This window comes from Streptomyces sp. NPDC019443, from assembly GCF_044389785.1.
GTDB lineage: Bacteria > Actinomycetota > Actinomycetes > Streptomycetales > Streptomycetaceae > Streptomyces.
On sequence record NZ_JBIRYJ010000002.1, the window covers coordinates 186,103 to 204,820 of the forward strand.

Genomic DNA, 18,718 nt, shown 5'->3' on the forward strand with positions numbered 1-18,718 from the left:
CGGCCGTCGCTCATCCGGCCGTGGGTCCTCCCGCCGCCGAAACTGCCGGGCCCGCCCCGCGCGAGCCGACGCGGGCCCGCAAGATGCCGCTGTCCATCGCCGCGCACCAGATCGACCCCCCGCCCGCCCTCCACTCACTCGCGGGTGGGGCGGTCCTGCCTGAGCCGCTAATCCTCCGCGTCACGCCGCCTGATCTTGTTGCCCAGCCACACCAGCGGGTCGTACTTCCGGTCCACCGCGCGCTCCTTCAGCGGGATCAGTGCATTGTCGGTGATCTTGATGCCCTCGGGGCACACCTCCGTGCAGCACTTTGTGATGTTGCAGTAGCCCAGACCGTGCTCGTCCTGGGCGGCCTTCTTGCGGTCCAGGCCCACCTCGGCGGCCGCGTCCAGCGGGTGCATGTCCAGCTCCGCCACCCGCATCAGAAAGCGAGGACCGGCGAACGCCGCCTTGTTCTCCTCGTGGTCGCGCACCACATGGCAGGTGTCCTGGCAAAGGAAGCACTCGATGCACTTGCGGAACTCCTGCGAGCGGTCCACATCCATCTGCTGCATCCGGTACTCGCCCGCCCGCAACCCCTGCGGGGGCACGAACGAGGGCACCTCGCGCGCCTTCGTGTAGTTGAAGGACACATCCGTCACCAGGTCCCGCACCACCGGGAACGCCCGCAGCGGTGTCACCGTGATCGTCTCCTCGCGCGAGAAGACCGACATCCGGGTCATGCACAACAGCCGCGGCCGGCCGTTGATCTCCGCGCTGCACGAACCGCACTTGCCCGCCTTGCAGTTCCAGCGGACCGCGAGATCGGATGCCTGGGTGGCCTGGAGGCGGTGGATGATGTCGAGGACGACTTCCCCGTCATTGACCTCGACGGCGAAGTCCTCCAGCTCCCCGCCGTCCGCGTCACCGCGCCAGACCCTGAAGGCCGCTGTGTAGCTGCTCACTCGTAGAGCTCCTCTTCGGCGAGGTACTTGACCAGCTCCTCCTTCTCGAAGAGGGCAAGCAAGTCGGGACGGATGGGATCGGTCGTCTTGCGTACGAGCGCGATCTGGCCGCGCACGGGGTCGGTGGCCGCCAAGCCGCCGGTGGGGTCGACGAGTTGGCACAGCAGGTTGGCCCGCCGCCACTCGCGCTCCATGGTCGGACAGTCCTCGCGGGTGTGCCCGCCGCGGCTCTCCGTGCGCTCCAGCGCCGCCCGCGCGATGCACTCGCTGACCAGCAGCATGTTCCGCAGGTCCAGCGCGAGGTGCCAGCCGGGGTTGAACTGCCGGTGCCCCTCGACCCCGGCGCGCCGCGCCCGTACCCGCAGACCCGCCAGCTTCTCCAGTGCCTGCTCCATCTCGGCCCCGCGCCGGATGATGCCGACCAGGTCGTTCATCGTCTGCTGGAGCTCCTGGTGGAGGGTGTACGGATTCTCCGGCGGCTTCCCGTTCTCCTCGCCCGGCTGCGGTCCCTCGGCGCTGAACGGACGCAGCGCCTCAGCCGCGGCTTCGTCGATCTGCCCGTCCTCCACCGCCGGGCGGTCGCTGAGCCCCTGCGCGTACCCGGCCGCGTGCAGACCCGCCCGCCGACCGAAGACCAGCAGGTCGGACAACGAATTCCCGCCGAGGCGGTTGGAGCCGTGCATCCCGCCGGCGACCTCGCCCGCCGCGAACAGGCCGGGAACCCCGACCGCGGCCGCGGTGTCGGACGCGACGGCGATGCCGCCCATCACGTAGTGACAGGTCGGTCCGACCTCCATCGCCTCCGCCGTGATGTCGACGTCCGCCAGCTCCTTGAACTGGTGGTACATCGACGGCAGCCGGCGCCGGATGACCTCGGCCGGCATCCGGGTCGAGACATCCAGGAACACGCCGCCGTGCGGGGAGCCGCGGCCGGCCTTGACCTCGGAGTTGATGGCACGGGCCACCTCGTCGCGCGGCAGCAGTTCCGGAGGACGCCGGTTGTTGTCCGGGTCCTCGTACCAGCGGTCGCCCTCCTCCTCCGACTGTGCGTACTTCTCCTTGAAGACATCGGGGACGTAGTCGAACATGAACCGCTTGCCCTCGGAGTTGCGCAGCACACCGCCGTCGCCGCGCACCGATTCGGTGACGAGGATCCCCTTCACCGAAGGCGGCCAGACCATCCCGGTCGGATGGAACTGCACAAACTCCATGTTGAGCAGCGGTGCGCCCGCGAGCAGCGCCAGCGCGTGCCCGTCGCCGGTGTACTCCCACGAATTGGACGTCACCTTGAACGACTTGCCGATGCCGCCGGTGGACAGCACCACGGACGGCGCTTCGAGAACGAAGAAGCGCCCGGACTCGCGCTCGTAGCAGAAGGTCCCGGAGACCCTGTCGCCATCCTTGAGTACGCGGGTGACCGTGCACTCCTGGAAGATCTTCAACCGGGCTTCGTAGTCGCCGAATTCTTCCTTGTCCTCCTGCTGAAGCGAGACGATCTTCTGCTGGAGCGTACGGATCAGCTCCAGGCCGGTCCGGTCGCCGACGTGCGCGAGCCGCGGGTACTCGTGCCCGCCGAAGTTGCGCTGAGAGATCTTCCCGTCGGCCGTGCGGTCGAAAAGCGCCCCCCAGGTCTCCAGCTCCCAGACCCGGTCGGGCGCCTCACGCGCGTGCAGCTCCGCCATCCGCCACTGGTTGAGGAACTTCCCGCCGCGCATGGTGTCGCGGAAGTGCACCTCCCAGCTGTCCCCGGGGTTCACATTGCCCATGGAGGCCGCGATGCCGCCCTCGGCCATCACGGTGTGGGCCTTGCCGAAGAGGGACTTGCAGATGACCGCCGTGCGTGCGCCCCGCTCGCGCGCTTCGATGGCGGCCCGCAGGCCCGCGCCGCCCGCGCCCACCACCACGACGTCCCACTGCTGTCGTTCGAGTTGCGTCATGTCAGAACAACCTCGGATCGTCGAAGGCACCGGACGCGACGAGAAAGACGTAGAAGTCGGCGAGCGCGACGCTGAACAGCGAGGTCCATGCGAGCAGCATGTGGCGCTCATTCAGCTTGCCGACCCAGCCCCACAGGCGGTAGCGCACCGGGTGTCTGGAGAAGTGCTTCAGCCGGCCGCCGATGATGTGCCGACAGGAGTGGCAGGAGAGGGTGTACGCCCAGATCAGCACGATGTTGACCAGGAAGACGAGGGTGCCGAGGCCCATATGGCCCCACTCGTAGTGCTCGTCGCGGAAGGCGAGCACGGTGTCGTACGTGAGGATCCCGGCGACCGGAATCGCCGCGTAGAAGAAGTACCGGTGGATGTTCTGCAGGATCAGCGGGAAGCGGGTCTCGCCGGTGTACTTCGTGTGCGGCTCGGCGACCGCGCAGGCCGGGGGCGAGGCCCAGAAGCCCCGGTAGTAGGCCTTGCGGTAGTAGTAGCAGGTCAGCCGGAAGCCGAGCGGGAAGATCAGGATCAGCAGGGCCGGGGACAGGCCCCACCAGCTGCCGAAGATCTCCCAGTTGGGGCCGTTCCGCATCGGCTCGCAGTTCTCCGCGAGACAGGGCGAGTAGAACGGCGAGACATACGGCGCTGCGTAGTAGTCGGCGTTGGCGAAGGCCCGCCAGGTCGAGTAGACGACGAAGGCGAGCAGTCCGCCGGCGGTCAGGGCGGGCGACAGCCACCAGCGGTCGGTGCGCAGATGGCGCGGTCCGATGGCGGCGCGCGTGGCACCGTGCACGCCCGTATTGACTTGTGGTGGTTCAGTACCTGTGGCCAACGAGGTCTCCTAGGGAGCGTGCCGGTCTCGGACGCCCAGGCCCTCGTCGTCCGAATCCGTCCACAGCGCGTTGTTGTACGGGACGTCGGGAATGGTGACCAGCTCGGGGCGGCCCGGTGTCTTCGTGCCCGGTGTGATCGGCTCGGCAGTCGTGGCCGGGCCGGCGCCTCGCAGCTGATCGACGGTCCGCTCCAGCTCTCCGACACGCTGGACCAGCTCGTCGAGGCGTCGCTGAATCACCATCAGGTCTTCCTGCTGGGACATGACTTGCCCTCACTTCCGCAGGGTGCGGTGGCATGGCTCATGCGCCTGCGAGTGTCGCGCGTCACGTCCCCGCTTGTGAAGGGGACGTACAGGGATTCCCGGCGCATGCGCTTTCAGCGCGCCCCTTGTGGTTCGGATATCACTACCCCCATTTTCTCCCTTTAAGTTGCACTCTGCCCCGTTCTGCGTTGGGCCGCACGGGTGACCTTGGGTCTGGTCGCGCCGTGTCGCCGCCACCTGCCGCGCTCCTTCCACTTCAGTGGACGGGAATCGGTGTGATCATCTCCAAATTCCGCAAAATTGGACGAAGAGGTACAAGCCATGTCCAAGGTCGACGCGCCACGCGGGAGGGCATGCTCCCGCACGCTCCGCTCTGTCGCGCTGCTCACCAGCGGGGTGCTCGCTCTGCCCGTACTGTCCGGCTGCAGCTCGGGTGAGCCCGACACCGGCAAGGCCGCGGCCCAGGACATCGCGGCCGCCGGGCGCGATCTGGTCGCCGACGGAGGGACGCTGCGCTGGGCGATCGACGCCCTGCCCACCACGCTCAACGCCTTCCAGGCCGACGCGGACGCCGCCACGACGCGTATCGCCGGGGCCGTGCTCCCCTCCCTCTTCATCCTCGACCGGAGCGGCCGTCCGCAGCGCAACCCCGACTACGTGGAGTCCGCCGAGGTCGTCAAGCGCGAGCCCAAGCAGGTCGTGCTCTACAAGCTCAACCAGGAGGCGGTGTGGAGCGACGGCCGGGAGATCGACGCGGCCGACTTCGTCTCCCAGTGGCGCGCGCTGAGCGGCAAGGACTCCGCGTACTGGACCGCGCGCAACGCCGGCTATGAGCGGATCGAGAAGATCGAGCGCGGCGCCAACGGCCTCGAGGTCAAGATCACCTTCAAGAAGCCGTACGCGGACTGGCGGTCTCTCTTCACCCCGCTCTACCCGAGGGAGGTCACCGGCACCCCGGCCTCCTTCAACGACGGGGCCCGCAGCATGCTCAAGGTGATGGCCGGCCCGTTCCAGCTGAAATCCGTCGACCGCGCGGCGGGCACGACCACTCTCGTACGCAACCCCCGCTGGTGGGGGGAGCGGGCAAAGCTGGAGCGGCTGGTGCTGACCGCCGTGCCGCGCGACCAGCGCGCCGCCGCGATCACCGCGGGCAGCCTCGATCTCGCTGAGGTCGACCGCGGCACCGCGGACGGGATCGCCCCCGCGGCGGGGGAGAAGAAGAGCACAGGCGGTCAGCCGCTCGCCCACGGCTATGTGGTCCGCAAGTCGCTGGAGCCCGTGTACACCCAGCTCGCGCTGAACGGCGAGAAGGGACCGCTCGCCGACGACCGGGTGCGCCGCGCTGTGGCCCGCGCGCTGAACCGCCAGGAGCTGGCCGAGACCGTACTCACCCCACTCGGCCTGCCCGCCACCCCGCCCGGCAGCCATCTGGCACTGGCCGGGCAGCGGGCGTACGCCGACAACAGCGCAGCGCTCGGTGAGCAGAACACCCAGGAGGCGCAGGCGCTGCTGGCCGACGCCGGCTGGACGCGCGCCGGAGCGCGTATGAAGCCCGACCCGGCCAAGGCGGGCGGCGAGGTCAAGGGCGACAAGAAGCCGTCACCCGGCCCGACCGAGGCGAAGAAGACCGAGGCGAACAAGAAGGACGACAAGGCTTCCGACGAGGGGCTCTACATCGTCGGCGACGACAAACCCGCGAGCGGCGGCCGCGGCCCCGAGTCCGGCAGCAGCGGTACGTATGTCCTCGCGCCCGCCCCCGCCGCGGCCCGCCAGGGCAGGGCCCTGCAACGCCAGGCCGAGGCCCTCGACGACGACCCCGCGACCAGGCCCCGGACGAACGCCGCAGAGAAGCAGGGCGGCCTCGCCGGAGCGTATGCGCCGCGCGGCACGGCCGCCCCCGCCCGGGCGGGCGGCCCGATCGGCAAGGACGGCAAGCCGCTCACCCTGCGCTTCGTCCTCCCCTCTGGCCATGGCTCAGAGGCGCTGCGCACTGTGGGCGACAAGATCGCGCAGATGCTGGCCCGCATCGGCGTGCGCACCGAGATCACCAAGGTCGCCGACGACAGCTACTTCAAGGACCACATCGCATCGGGCGACTACGACCTGGCGCTGTACTCCTGGCCCGCCACCGCCTACCCGGCGACCGACGCCCGCCCGATCTTCGCCAAGCCCGTGCCCGCCACCGACGGCTCACTGCTGGTGGAGCAGAACTACACCCGGGTCGGCTCCGACCACATCGACCAGCTCTTCGATCAGGCGGCCGCGGAGCTGGACGAGGACGCCGCCCGTGACCTGGTGCGCAGGGCCGACGCCCGGATCTGGGCCGCGGCCGGATCCATCCCGCTCTACCAGCGACCCGAGCTGGTCGCGGCCAAGACCCAGGTGGCCAACGCGGGCGCCTTCGGCTTCGCCGCACCCCGCTACCAGGACATCGGCTTCAAGAAGCAAAAGGCTGCCAAAGCTACTAAGAAGTAGCAGGTCAGAACCTCAGAACTGGCTCAAGTCCCTTGCCCGCCGGCGTCGTCGGCGGGCAAGATCGTGATCACCCTTGACCCGGGCTTTCGACCCCGCTCCACTGCACGATTCAGTACACCCCAGTGCTCCACGATCCTTCTCCCGATCGGGCCGGGAAGCCCCCGGCGCGGCGGCCCCGTACCATAGGACTAGCCGTGGCGTGTCCGCCCGGCGGGCGGACGAGGCTACGACCGTCAGACGCCTGATCCCACGATCGAGAGAAGCGCTAGTCAGCATGCCCACGCGCCACGACATCCGTAACGTTGCCATCGTCGCCCACGTCGACCACGGCAAGACCACCTTGGTCGACGCCATGCTGAAGCAGGCCGGCGCGTTCGCCGCGCACGCCGCCGAGCACCTCGACGACCGCATGATGGACTCGAACGACCTGGAGCGTGAGAAGGGCATCACGATCCTGGCGAAGAACACCGCCGTCAAGTACCACCCCAAGGCCGGCGGGGCCCCGATCACCATCAACATCATCGACACCCCCGGTCACGCCGACTTCGGCGGCGAGGTGGAGCGCGGTCTGTCGATGGTGGACGCGGTCGTTCTGCTTGTCGACGCCTCCGAGGGCCCGCTGCCGCAGACCCGTTTCGTGCTCCGCAAGGCTCTCCAGGCCCGGATGCCCGTCATTCTCTGCATCAACAAGACGGACCGCCCGGACTCCCGGATCGACGAGGTCGTCAACGAGACGTACGACCTCTTCCTGGACCTGGACGCGGACGAGGAGCAGATCGAGTTCCCCATCGTCTACGCCTGCGCCCGTGACGGCGTCGCCTCGCTGACCAAGCCGGAGGACGGCACCGTCCCGGCCGACAGCGAGAACCTCGAGCCGTTCTTCAACACGATCCTCGAGCACGTCCCGGCCCCGGAGTACGACGAGGCCGCGCCGCTCCAGGCCCACGTCACCAACCTGGACGCCGACAACTTCCTGGGCCGTATCGCGCTGTGCCGCGTAGAGCAGGGAGAGCTGAAGAAGGGCCAGACCGTCACGTGGATCAAGCGCGACGGCACCATGTCCAACGTCCGGATCACCGAGCTGATGATGACGGAGGCGCTCACCCGCAAGCCGGCCGAGAAGGCAGGCCCGGGCGACATCTGCGCCATCGCCGGTATCCCGGACATCATGATCGGTGAGACCCTCGCCGACCCCGAGAACCCGATCGCGCTCCCGCTGATCACGGTCGACGAGCCCGCCATCTCCATGACCATCGGTACGAACACCTCGCCGCTGGTCGGCAAGGGCGGCAAGGGCCACAAGGTCACCGCCCGCCAGGTGAAGGACCGTCTGGACCGTGAGCTGATCGGTAACGTCTCGCTCCGCGTCCTGGACACCGAGCGTCCCGACGCATGGGAGGTCCAGGGACGAGGCGAGCTCGCGCTGGCCATTCTGGTCGAGCAGATGCGCCGTGAGGGCTTCGAGCTGACCGTCGGCAAGCCCGAGGTGGTCACCAAGGAGATCAACGGCAAGGTCCACGAGCCGATCGAGCGCATGACGATCGACTCGCCCGAGGAGCACCTCGGCGCCATCACCCAGCTGATGGCCACCCGCAAGGGCCGCATGGAGACGATGACCAACCACGGCTCGGGCTGGGTCCGCATGGAGTGGATCGTCCCGTCCCGCGGACTCATCGGCTTCCGTACGGAGTTCCTCACCCAGACCCGCGGTACGGGCATCGCGCACTCCATCTTCGAGGGCCACGAGCCCTGGTTCGGCGAGCTGCGCACCCGTCACAACGGTTCCCTGGTCGCCGACCGCTCGGGCTCGGTCACGCCGTTCGCGATGGTCAACCTCCAGGAGCGCGGTGTCATCTTCACCGAGGCGGGCACCGAGGTGTACGAGGGCATGATCGTCGGCGAGAACTCCCGCGCCGACGACATGGATGTGAACATCACCAAGGAGAAGAAGCTCACCAACATGCGTGCCGCGTCCGCGGACACCACCGAGAACGTGGTGCCCGCCCGGAAGCTGTCGCTGGAGCAGTCCCTGGAGTTCTGCCGCGAGGACGAGTGCATCGAGGTGACCCCGGAGACCGTGCGTATCCGCAAGGTCGTCCTGGACCAGAAGGAGCGCGGCCGCACGGCCTCCCGCGCCAAGCGCAACTGACGCATCATCAGTGACGGTCCGGCCCCCCGCGGAAACTTGCGGGGGGCCGGACCGTTAGTCAACTCGTTTTCGTGGCCCGAGTGTCCGCATATCGGCTAGCGCTCTCCGGAACATGTGTTAACGGTCCGTTTCGCGGGTGTCTGTCTGTGCTCGCTTTGTCCGGATTTCGGGCTGCGAGGGTCCGGCGATGTTGTCAAAACGAGACCCTTTAAGTGTGGTTTACGGCTCGGGCGTACTTAATAGTTGGCTCCATTGAGCTCGGGTCAATGGGTCACGCGCTGTGGGGAGCGCCGACTCACGAGCACACTCGGGGTACTTGACGTGTTCGCTGTCAGGGGTGTCAGCGCGCGTAGATGTGCCCTTCTTGCAGTGACAAGTGGACTCATGAGGAGGAACCCATGCGCGGTGCCAAGAGCGCCAAGTGGGTAGCGGGTGCGATAGTCGTCGCTCTGGCAGCGACCGCCTGTGGTGGCGGTGGCGACAGCGGCTCCGACGCCAAGGGTGAAGTGGACCCCAACGGGATTTTCTCCATCGAGCTGGGTGAGCCGGAGAAGCTCCTGCACACCGGCGACACGATGGAGTCCAACGGCTCCGCCGTCATGGCCGGTCTGTTCTCGACCCTGGTCGACTACAAGGCCGACGGCTCGCTGGAGATGATCAACGCCGAGTCGGTGGAGACCACCGACTCCAAGACGTGGACCGTCAAGCTCAAGAAGGGCTGGACCTTCCACGACGGCACCCCGGTGACCGCCAAGTCCTATGTGGACGCGTGGAACTGGAACGCCAACATCACCAACGCCCAGGGGCTGTCCTCCTGGTTCGCGGACATCAAGGGCTTCGACGCCCTGCACCCGGAGAAGGAAGGCGCCAAGCCGACCGCCAAGGCCATGGAGGGCCTGAAGGTCGTCGACGACAGCACCTTCACCATCGAGCTGAAGAGTGCGGTCCCGGCCTTCGGTCACAAGCTTGCCTACATCGTCTTCGCGCCGCTGCCCGCGTCCTTCTACGCGAACCCGAAGGCTGCGGGCGAGAAGCCGGTCGGCAACGGTCCCTACAAGTTCGACAGCTGGGACCACAAGAAGCAGATCAAGATCGTCCGTTACGACGCCTACAAGGGTCCGAACAAGGCGAAGAACGGTGGTGTGCTCTTCAAGAACTACACCACCCTCGAGGCCGCCTACGAGGACCTGAAGTCCGGCAACGTCGACGTCCTGCGTCAGATCGGCCCGAAGGACCTCCCGGTCTACCGCGCCGACCTCGGCGACCGCGCCGTCGACCAGGCGTACTCCGCGATCCAGACGCTGGCCATCGCCTTCTACGCGGACCAGTGGAAGAAGCCGAAGCAGGTCGACCCGAAGGTCGTCCAGGGTCTGTCCATGGCCATCGACCGCGCCACCATCACCAAGACGGTGCTGCAGGGTACGCGTGAGCCGGCCACGGGCTGGGTCGCCAAGGGCGTCGTGGGCTACCAGGACAACGCCGCGGGCGACGTCACCAAGTTCGACCCCGCCAAGGCCAAGGAGCTCATCAAGGCCGGCGGCGGCGTCCCGAAGAACGAGATCTTCATCCAGTTCAACGCCGACGGCGGCCACAAGGAGTGGGTCGACGCGGTCTGCAACAGCATCACCCAGGCCACCGGTGTCAAGTGCACCGGTGACAGCAAGCCGGACTTCCAGGCCGACCTGACCGCTCGTAAGAGCAAGCAGGTCAAGTCGATCTACCGCTCCGGCTGGGTGCTGGACTACCCCGTCAACTCCAACTTCATCAGCGACCTGTTCCGTACGGGCGCGGCGGGCAACCAGGGTGACTTCTCCAACAAGGCGCTGGACGCCAAGATCGCGGCTGCTGACGGCGCCGCGACGCTCGACGAGTCGGTGAAGCAGTTCCAGGCCATCGAGAAGGACCTGGTCAACTACATGCCGTCGATCCCGCTCTGGTACTACAAGGTCAACGCGGGCTACTCGGAGAAGGTCTCCGGCGTGCAGTACGGCCAGGACGGTGACCCGATCCTGACCGGCGTCGAGGTCAAGAAGTAATCGCCCAGGCGTAGTCCGAAAGCCGTTGCGGGGCTGACGAATCGCCAGCTCCGCAACGGCGCCTTACGCAGCGGCCGGGGGGCCCTTCCACGACATTCGCGTACCCATTGGGGCGCGGTTGCCGGGGGAGGGCCCGTCGGCTGCGGCTGTCACATCTCAACGGAGGCATGATGGGGCGCTATGTCGCACGACGACTGCTCCAGATGATCCCGGTATTCCTCGGGACAACCTTTCTGATCTTCTTCATGGTCTACAGCCTGCCTGGCGACCCCGTGGCGGGTCTGTTCGGCGACAAGGGCGTCGACCCCGCGACTCTCGCCGCGAAGAGACACGAACTGGGGCTGGACCTCCCGATCTGGGAGCAGTACTGGAACTACATGACCAATATCGTCCTGCACTTCGACTTCGGTAACCAGATCCGCAACGGGCGGCCGGTCACCGAGGTGCTGGGCGACGCGTTCCCCATCACGCTGCAACTCGCGGCGCTGGCCTTCGCCTTCGAGCTCATCTTCGGCATCGGCCTCGGTGTCATCGCCGGCCTGCGGGCCGGTCGCCTCGCCGACAACGCGATCCTGATCTTCACTCTGCTGATCATCTCGATCCCGGTCTTCGTCCTCGGCTTCATCATCAAGATGGTCTTCGCCTTCGAGCTGGGCTGGATGGCGCCGAACGTCAGCAACGAGCAGAAGTGGTCCGAGCTGATCGCGCCGGCCATCGTGCTCGGCGGCCTCTCGCTCGCGTACGTCGCCCGGCTCACCCGCACCTCGATGGCGGAGAACCTGCGCGCCGACTACATGCGCACGGCTGTGGCCAAGGGTCTGCCCAGGAGCCGGGTCATCGGTGTCCACCTGATGCGCAACTCGATGATCCCCGTCGTCACCTTCCTCGGCACCGATGTCGGCGCCCTGATGGGCGGCGCGGTCGTCACCGAAGGCATCTTCAACGTCAAGGGCATCGGCGGCGTCATCTACGAGTCGATCAGCCGACGTGAGGGCACCACCCTGGTCGGCCTCGTCACCATCCTGGTGCTCGTCTACCTCGCCACCAGCCTGCTCATCGACCTGCTGTATGCGGTCCTGGACCCGAGGATCCGTTATGCCTGACGTGACCAAGACCGCGGCTGTCGCGACCGAGGACGCCATCGCGCCGCCCTCCGCCGCCGAGCCCGCGCCCCAGAAGCGTGACAAGGCGCGCAGCCTGTGGGGAGACGCCTGGCAGGACCTCCGCCGCAACCCCTACTTCCTGGTCGCGTCAGTCCTGATCTTCTTCCTGCTGGTCATCACGGCCTTCCCGAGCCTGTTCACCAGCGCCTCGCCCACTGTCGGCGACCTGGTGCATCACTATCTCGGCAAGCCTGACCTGGGCAGCGTCGGCTCGGAGGGTTGGCTCGGATATGACGGCCAGGGCCGCTCCGTGTACGCCCGCCTCATCCACGGCACCCGTGCCTCCGTCATCGTCGGCATCTGCGTCACGCTGATCGTCACCATCGTCGGCGGCATCACGGGCATGATCGCCGGCTACTTCGGCGGCATCACGGACGCGATCCTCTCCCGGGTCACCGACATCTTCTTCGGTATCCCGTTCCTGCTCGGTGCCATGGTCGTGCTGCAGTCCTTCACCGAGCGCACCATCTGGGTGGTCGTCTTCGCCCTCGCGTTCCTCGGCTGGACCCAGATCACCCGCGTCATGCGCGGAGCGGTGATAACCATCAAGCAGGCCGACTACGTCCAGGCCGCCAAGGCCCTCGGCGCCGGCACCACCCGGATCCTGTTCCGGCACATTCTGCCGAACGCCATGGCCCCGGTCATTGTCGTCGCGACCATCGCGCTCGGTGGCTACATCTCGGCCGAGGCGACCCTGTCGTACCTGGGTCTGGGCCTCTCCTCGCCCATCGTTTCCTGGGGCGTCGACATCTCCACCGGTGTCCAGCAGATCCGTACGGCGCAGCACATTCTGCTGTACCCCTCGATCATGCTGAGCATCACCGTTCTGGCGTTCATCATGCTCGGCGAAGCCGTGCGCAACGCCCTCGACCCCAAGCTGCGCTGAGGAGGGCGTAAGACATGACCATCATCGACAAGACCGCGTCTGTCCCCGCCCCGCGCGACGGCGACGATTACGAGGGCTCGCTGCTCGAAGTCCGCGACCTGCATGTGGAGTTCCACACCCGTGACGGTGTGGCCAAGGCGGTCAACGGCGTCAACTACAGCGTGAACGCCGGTGAGACGCTCGCGGTGCTCGGCGAGTCCGGCTCCGGCAAGTCCGTGACCGCGCAGGCGATCATGGGCATCCTCGACATGCCGCCCGGCAAGATCCCGCAGGGCGAGATCTTCTTCCGCGGCGAGGACATGCTCAAGATGTCCTACGAGGAGCGACGGCAGATCCGTGGCCGCAAGATCGCCATGATCTTCCAGGACGCGCTCTCCTCGCTGAACCCCGTCCTCACCGTGGGCTACCAGCTCGGCGAGATGTTCCGTGTCCACCAGGGCCTGTCCAAGAAGGACGCCAAGGCCAGGGCCATCGAGCTGATGGACAAGGTCAAGATCCCGGCCGCCAAGGCCAGGGTCAACGACTACCCGCACCAGTTCTCGGGCGGTATGCGCCAGCGCATCATGATCGCGATGGCGCTCGCCCTGGAGCCGGACCTGATCATCGCCGACGAGCCCACGACCGCGCTGGACGTCACCGTCCAGGCCCAGGTCATGGAACTGCTCGCGGAGTTGCAGCGCGAGTACAACATGGGCCTGATCCTGATCACCCACGACCTCGGCGTCGTCGCCGACGTCGCGGACAAGATCGCGGTCATGTACGCGGGCCGGATCGTCGAGACCGCCCCGGTGCACGAGCTGTACAAGCGCCCCGCGCACCCGTACACCCGTGGCCTTCTCGACTCCATTCCGCGCCTGGACCAGAAGGGCCAGGAGCTCTTCGCCATCAAGGGCCTGCCGCCCAACCTGCTGCGCGTACCGTCCGGTTGTGCGTTCAACCCGCGCTGCACCAAGGCGGAGGACATCTGCCGCTCCGAGATCCCGGCACTGCTTCCGGTCACCGAGCAGGACGGCACGGAACTGGTCGGCCGCGGCAGCGCGTGCCACTTCTGGAAGGAGACGATCCATGGCTGAGCTCAAGAAGACTGACGAGCCGACGGACGCCGTGGACGCCACCCCGAACGTCACCGACGTCGAGACGGTCGACGCCGCCACCGAGGCCGAGGCGGTGGCCGCCATCGAGGCGCCCGTCTCGCAGGGTGAGCCGATCCTTCAGGTCCGCAACCTGGTCAAGCACTTCCCGCTGACCCAGGGCATCCTGTTCAAGAAGAAGGTCGGCGCGGTCAAAGCCGTGGACGGGATCTCCTTCGACCTCTACCAGGGCGAGACCCTCGGCATCGTCGGCGAGTCCGGCTGTGGCAAGTCCACCGTCGCCAAGCTGCTGATGACGCTGGAGACGGCGACCGCCGGCGAGGTGTTCTACAAGGGCCAGGACATCACCAGGCTCTCCGGCCGTGCGCTCAAAGCCGTACGCCGCAACATCCAGATGGTGTTCCAGGACCCGTACACCTCGCTGAACCCCCGTATGACGGTCGGCGACATCATCGGGGAGCCCTTCGACATCCACCCGGAGGTGGCACCCAAGGGCGACCGCCGCCGCAAGGTCCAGGAGCTCCTGGACGTCGTGGGCCTCAACCCGGAGTACATCAACCGGTACCCGCACCAGTTCTCGGGCGGTCAGCGCCAGCGCATCGGCATCGCCCGCGGCCTGGCGCTCAACCCGGAGATCATCATCTGCGACGAGCCGGTCTCGGCCCTGGACGTCTCCGTCCAGGCGCAGGTCATCAACCTGATGGAGAAGCTGCAGGACGAGTTCAACCTCTCCTACATCTTCATCGCCCACGACCTGTCGATCGTCCGGCACATCTCGGACCGGGTCGGCGTGATGTACCTCGGCAAGATGGCCGAGATCGGTACGGACACGCAGATCTACGACCACCCGACGCACCCCTATACCCAGGCGCTGCTGTCGGCGGTCCCGGTCCCCGACCCGGAGGCCCGCGAGGGCCGCGAGCGGATCATTCTCACCGGCGACGTGCCGTCCCCGGCGAACCCGCCGTCCGGCTGCCGCTTCCGCACCCGTTGCTGGAAGGCGGAGGACAAGTGCGCCGAGGAGATCCCGCTGCTGGCGGTCCCGGAGCGCTTCAAGGGCGCGGACACGCCGGCGGCGCACGAGTCCGCGTGCCACTTCGCCGAGGAGAAGGACGTCGTCCACGCGGTGTAGTGCTGCGCAGTACGTGAACGGGGGCGTCCCGGGCCCATATCGGCCCGGGACGCCCCCGTCGTCGTACGCGACTGCGTCCGCTCGTCCGGACGGGCGATAAGAACTCGTCCGGACGGGCGATGAGAATATGCGCGCGATGGCGTGTGAGGTGATATTTGGGCCTAAGTGAGACTCGGGACACTGGAGGCGACCTCATGCGTGGAGCCACGCACGCCAGATGGGCCGCATGCGCCGTGGCCGTCGCCCTCGTGGCCACGGCCTGCGGCGGCGGCGACAGCGGTGGCAGTGGCGCCGACGGGATCGTGAGCTCCTCGTGGGGCGACCCGCAGAACCCGCTGGAGCCCGCGAACACGAACGAGGTACAGGGCGGCAAGGTCCTCGACATGCTCTTCCGTGGCCTCAAGCAGTACGACCCGAAGACCGGCGAGGCCAAGGACATGCTCGCCGAGAAGATCGACACGACGGATTCCACAACCTTCACGGTCACGGTCAAGGACGGCTGGACTTTCAGCAACGGCGAGAAGGTCACCGCCAAGTCCTTCGTGGACGCGTGGAACTACGGCGCCAACCTCAAGAACAACCAGAAGAACGCGTACTTCTTCGGCTACATCGAGGGCTACGAGCAGGTCCACCCGGAGCAGGGCCAGCCCACCGCCGAGACCCTCTCCGGGCTCAAGGTCGTCGACGACAAGACCTTCACGGTCAAGCTCTCCCAGAAGTTCTCCACCTGGCCCGACACCCTCGGCTACGCCGCCTTCTCCCCGCTGCCCAGCGCGTTCTTCGACGACCACGCCGCCTGGCTGTCCAAGCCCGTCGGCAACGGCCCGTACATGGTCGACTCGTACGCCAAGGGCTCGAAGATCTCGATGCGCAAGTGGGACGGCTACCCGGGCAGCGACAAGGCACAGAACGGCGGCGTCGACCTCAATGTGTACACGGACAACAACACCGCCTACACCGACCTGACCGCGGGGAACCTCGACCTCGTCGACGATGTGCCGGCCTCGCAGCTGAAGAATGTGCAGGCGGACCTCGGCGACCGGTACATCAACACCCCGGCCGGCATCATCCAGACCATCGCCTTCCCCTTCTACGACAAGGCATGGAACACCCCGGGCGCCGCGAAGGTCCGCACGGGCCTGTCCATGGCGATCAACCGCGAGCAGATCACCGACACGATCTTCCAGAAGACGCGTACGCCCGCGAAGGACTGGACCTCGCCGGTGCTCGGCGCGGACGGCGGCTTCAGCGAGACCCTGTGCGGTGACGCCTGCACCTACAACCCCACCGAGGCGAAGAAGCTGATCACCGAAGGCGGCGGCATCCCCGGCGGCCGGCTGAAGCTCTCGTACAACGCGGACAGCGGCTCGCACAAGGAGTGGGTCGATGCCGTCTGCAACAGCATCAACAATGTGCTGGGCAAGGACACGGCGTGCGTCGGCAACCCGGTCGGCACCTTCGCCGACTTCCGCAACCAGATCGGGCAGCACAAGATGCCCGGCCCCTTCCGGGCCGGCTGGCAGATGGACTACCCGCTCATCCAGAACTTCCTGCAGCCGCTCTACTACACCAAGGCCTCGTCCAACGACGGCCTGTGGAGCAACCCGGAGTTCGACAAACTCGTCGACGAGGCCAACGCCGAGTCCGACACGAAGAAGGCCGTCGAGACCTTCCAGAAGGCCGAAGAGGTCCTACGCGACCAGATGGCCGCCATCCCGCTCTGGTACCAGAACGGCAGTGCCGGCTACTCGGAGCGGGTCTCCAATGTCTCGCTGAACCCCTTCAGCGTCCCCGTCTACAACGAGATCAAGGTCAACTGACGGCGGAAGGCGACCGGCCCGGCGTGCCCTACGCGCCGGGCCGTCCCCCTTCCCACGACCCCCGGAGCCCTTCATGGGACGTTATGTGATCCGGCGTCTGCTGCAGATGATCCCTGTCTTCTTCGGCGCCACACTGCTGATCTTCCTCATGGTGAACGTGATGGGCGACCCCATCGCGGGCCTCTGCGGCGACCGGCAGTGCGACCCGGCGACGGCCGCCCAGCTGCGCAAGGAGTTCGGCCTCGACAAGCCGGTGTGGCAGCAATACCTGACGTACATGGGCAATGTCTTCACCGGCGACTTCGGCACCGCCTTCAACGGGCAGAAGGTCACCGAGCTGATGGGCGAAGCCTTCCCGGTCACGATCCGGCTGACGATCGTCGCGATCGTCTTCGAGATCGTCATCGGCGTCACGCTCGGAGTGATCACGGGCCTGCGGCGCGGCCGTCCCGTGGACACCTCCGTGCTGCTGCTCACGCTGGTCGTCATCTCGGTCCCGACCTTCGTCACCGGTCTGATCCTCCAGCTGCTGCTGGGCGTCGAGTGGGGCGTCATCAAGCCCGCCGTCTCACCGGAAGCGCCCATAAACGAGCTGCTCATCCCCGGACTCGTGCTCGCCTCGGTCTCTCTCGCGTACGTCACCCGGCTCACCCGGACCTCGATCGCCGAGAACGCCCGCTCCGACTACGTCCGCACCGCGAAGGCGAAAGGGCTCCCCAGAGGGCGTGTGATCAGCCGTCATCTGCTGCGCAATTCACTGATCCCGGTGGTCACCTTCATCGGCACCGACATCGGCGCCCTGATGGGCGGCGCGATCGTCACCGAGCGCATCTTCAACATCCACGGCGTCGGCTACCAGCTCTACCAGGGCATTCTGCGCCAGAACACCCAGACCGTCGTCGGCTTTGTGACCGTGCTCGTCATCGTCTTCCTGCTGGCGAATCTGCTGGTCGATCTTCTGTACGCCGTTCTCGACCCGAGGATCCGGTATGCCTGAGCGATACGATCCGGGCGAAGCCATCGCTCCCACCGGAGCGGGTGGCGCGATGGACCTCGCGACCAGCGAGGGGACGACGCTGGAGCTGGATGCGTCAGCCGCCTCCGGCGGACGGGCACCCGGCGGCCCGATGGGCACCAGGCCCGCCGAGCGGCCCCGCAGTCTGTGGTCCGACGCGTGGCGCGATCTGCGGCGCAACCCGGTCTTCATCGTCTCCGGCCTGGTCATCCTCTTTCTGGTCGTCATCTCCATCTGGCCCTCGCTGATCGCCACCCAGAACCCGCTTCAGTGCGACCTCGCCAAGGCCCAGCAGGGTTCCCAGCCGGGCCACCCCTTCGGCTTCAACGGACAGGGCTGTGACGTGTACACGCGCACGGTCTACGGCGCCCGCGCCTCGGTCACGGTCGGCGTCTGCGCCACCCTCGGTGTCGCGCTGATCGGTTCCGTCTTCGGCGGTCTCGCGGGCTTCTTCGGCGGGGCGTCGGACGCGATCCTGTCCCGCGTCACCGACATCTTCTTCGGCATCCCGGTCGTCCTCGGCGGACTGGTTCTGCTGTCCGTCGTCACCAGCTCCACCGTCTGGCCGGTCATCGGCTTCATGGTGCTGCTCGGCTGGCCCCAGCTCTCCCGTATCGCGCGCGGCTCGGTCATCACCGCGAAGCAGAACGACTACGTCCAGGCGGCGCGGGCGCTCGGCGCGTCCAACTCCCGGATGCTGCTGCGGCACATCGCCCCCAACGCCGTCGCTCCCGTGATCGTCGTGGCGACCATCGCGCTCGGCACCTATATCTCCCTGGAGGCGACCCTCTCGTTCCTCGGTGTCGGCCTCAAGCCACCGACCGTGTCCTGGGGCATCGACATCTCCTCCGCCTCGCCCTACATCCGCAACGCCCCGCACATGCTGCTCTGGCCGGCCGGTGCGCTGGCGATCACCGTGCTCGCGTTCATCATGCTCGGCGACGCGGTGCGCGACGCCCTCGACCCCAAGCTGCGCTGAGGAG

General features: G+C 67.2%; 14 protein-coding genes. 10 read left to right on the forward strand and 4 right to left on the reverse strand.

Annotation, left to right across the window (positions count from 1 at the left end):
- Positions 1–167: 167 nt before the first annotated feature.
- From ACH492_RS07020 to ACH492_RS07035, 4 genes are read right to left on the reverse strand one after another with little or no spacing between them, the layout of a single operon-like run.
- Positions 168–944: a succinate dehydrogenase/fumarate reductase iron-sulfur subunit gene (locus ACH492_RS07020; RefSeq protein WP_398983654.1), complete on the reverse strand. Its 777-nt coding sequence runs from the start codon at positions 942–944 to the stop codon at positions 168–170.
- Entirely contained in the window at positions 941–2,881 is a 1,941-nt protein-coding gene (locus tag ACH492_RS07025) for a fumarate reductase/succinate dehydrogenase flavoprotein subunit (protein ID WP_398983656.1), read from the reverse strand. Before ACH492_RS07025 ends, ACH492_RS07020 begins: the two co-directional genes overlap by 4 nt.
- Position 2,882: 1 nt before the next feature.
- Entirely contained in the window at positions 2,883–3,704 is an 822-nt protein-coding gene (locus ACH492_RS07030; protein WP_398983658.1) for a hypothetical protein, read from the reverse strand.
- Positions 3,705–3,713: 9 nt separating this feature from the next.
- Positions 3,714–3,968 carry a hypothetical protein gene (locus tag ACH492_RS07035; protein ID WP_307661331.1) on the reverse strand — a complete coding sequence of 85 codons (255 nt, stop codon included), beginning with the start codon at positions 3,966–3,968 and terminating at the stop codon, positions 3,714–3,716.
- Between the two features lie 321 nt (positions 3,969–4,289).
- On the opposite strand from ACH492_RS07035, the gene ACH492_RS07040 reads away from it, so the two are divergent.
- The 10 genes from ACH492_RS07040 to ACH492_RS07085 all read left to right on the forward strand — a co-directional run bounded on the left by ACH492_RS07040 (position 4,290) and on the right by ACH492_RS07085 (position 18,714).
- The gene (locus ACH492_RS07040; RefSeq protein WP_398983659.1) at positions 4,290–6,443 is read left to right on the forward strand and encodes an ABC transporter family substrate-binding protein; all 2,154 of its coding nucleotides are present in this window, start codon (positions 4,290–4,292) and stop codon (positions 6,441–6,443) included.
- 274 nt (positions 6,444–6,717) lie between these two features.
- The gene (gene typA, locus ACH492_RS07045) at positions 6,718–8,592 is read left to right on the forward strand and encodes a translational GTPase TypA (RefSeq protein ID WP_398983661.1); all 1,875 of its coding nucleotides are present in this window, start codon (positions 6,718–6,720) and stop codon (positions 8,590–8,592) included.
- A gap of 398 nt (positions 8,593–8,990) precedes the next feature.
- Entirely contained in the window at positions 8,991–10,628 is a 1,638-nt protein-coding gene (locus ACH492_RS07050) for an ABC transporter substrate-binding protein (RefSeq protein WP_398983663.1), read from the forward strand.
- Between the two features lie 170 nt (positions 10,629–10,798).
- Positions 10,799–11,731 carry an ABC transporter permease gene (locus ACH492_RS07055; protein ID WP_398983665.1) on the forward strand — a complete coding sequence of 311 codons (933 nt, stop codon included), beginning with the start codon at positions 10,799–10,801 and terminating at the stop codon, positions 11,729–11,731.
- Entirely contained in the window at positions 11,724–12,677 is a 954-nt protein-coding gene (locus ACH492_RS07060; RefSeq protein WP_398983667.1) for an ABC transporter permease, read from the forward strand. The genes ACH492_RS07055 and ACH492_RS07060 overlap by 8 nt, the downstream gene beginning before the upstream one ends.
- A gap of 14 nt (positions 12,678–12,691) precedes the next feature.
- On the forward strand, positions 12,692–13,750 hold the full coding sequence (locus ACH492_RS07065; RefSeq protein ID WP_398983669.1) for an ABC transporter ATP-binding protein: 1,059 nt from the start codon (positions 12,692–12,694) through the stop codon (positions 13,748–13,750).
- Positions 13,743–14,900, forward strand: coding sequence for an ABC transporter ATP-binding protein (locus ACH492_RS07070; protein ID WP_398983671.1), 1,158 nt, complete (start codon positions 13,743–13,745; stop codon positions 14,898–14,900). The genes ACH492_RS07065 and ACH492_RS07070 overlap by 8 nt, the downstream gene beginning before the upstream one ends.
- Positions 14,901–15,094: 194 nt before the next feature.
- Positions 15,095–16,720: an ABC transporter substrate-binding protein gene (locus ACH492_RS07075; protein WP_398983673.1), complete on the forward strand. Its 1,626-nt coding sequence runs from the start codon at positions 15,095–15,097 to the stop codon at positions 16,718–16,720.
- 73 nt (positions 16,721–16,793) lie between these two features.
- Complete coding sequence (locus tag ACH492_RS07080) at positions 16,794–17,717, forward strand: ABC transporter permease (protein WP_398983675.1); 924 nt, start codon at positions 16,794–16,796, stop codon at positions 17,715–17,717.
- Entirely contained in the window at positions 17,710–18,714 is a 1,005-nt protein-coding gene (locus ACH492_RS07085) for an ABC transporter permease (RefSeq protein WP_398983677.1), read from the forward strand. The genes ACH492_RS07080 and ACH492_RS07085 overlap by 8 nt, the downstream gene beginning before the upstream one ends.
- Positions 18,715–18,718 lie beyond the last annotated feature (4 nt).

What these genes read in the sequence shown, in the direction of transcription:
- ACH492_RS07025 (WP_398983656.1), bottom strand. Translation starts at nt 2,881, where the DNA reads ATGACGCAACTCGAACGACAGCAGTGGGACGTCGTGGTGGTGGGCGCG.
- ACH492_RS07035 (WP_307661331.1), bottom strand. Translation starts at nt 3,968, where the DNA reads ATGTCCCAGCAGGAAGACCTGATGGTGATTCAGCGACGCCTCGACGAG.
- ACH492_RS07040 (WP_398983659.1), top strand. Translation starts at nt 4,290, where the DNA reads ATGTCCAAGGTCGACGCGCCACGCGGGAGGGCATGCTCCCGCACGCTC.
- typA (WP_398983661.1), top strand. Translation starts at nt 6,718, where the DNA reads ATGCCCACGCGCCACGACATCCGTAACGTTGCCATCGTCGCCCACGTC.
- ACH492_RS07050 (WP_398983663.1), top strand. Translation starts at nt 8,991, where the DNA reads ATGCGCGGTGCCAAGAGCGCCAAGTGGGTAGCGGGTGCGATAGTCGTC.
- ACH492_RS07055 (WP_398983665.1), top strand. Translation starts at nt 10,799, where the DNA reads ATGGGGCGCTATGTCGCACGACGACTGCTCCAGATGATCCCGGTATTC.
- ACH492_RS07060 (WP_398983667.1), top strand. Translation starts at nt 11,724, where the DNA reads ATGCCTGACGTGACCAAGACCGCGGCTGTCGCGACCGAGGACGCCATC.
- ACH492_RS07065 (WP_398983669.1), top strand. Translation starts at nt 12,692, where the DNA reads ATGACCATCATCGACAAGACCGCGTCTGTCCCCGCCCCGCGCGACGGC.
- ACH492_RS07070 (WP_398983671.1), top strand. Translation starts at nt 13,743, where the DNA reads ATGGCTGAGCTCAAGAAGACTGACGAGCCGACGGACGCCGTGGACGCC.
- ACH492_RS07075 (WP_398983673.1), top strand. Translation starts at nt 15,095, where the DNA reads ATGCGTGGAGCCACGCACGCCAGATGGGCCGCATGCGCCGTGGCCGTC.
- ACH492_RS07080 (WP_398983675.1), top strand. Translation starts at nt 16,794, where the DNA reads ATGGGACGTTATGTGATCCGGCGTCTGCTGCAGATGATCCCTGTCTTC.
- ACH492_RS07085 (WP_398983677.1), top strand. Translation starts at nt 17,710, where the DNA reads ATGCCTGAGCGATACGATCCGGGCGAAGCCATCGCTCCCACCGGAGCG.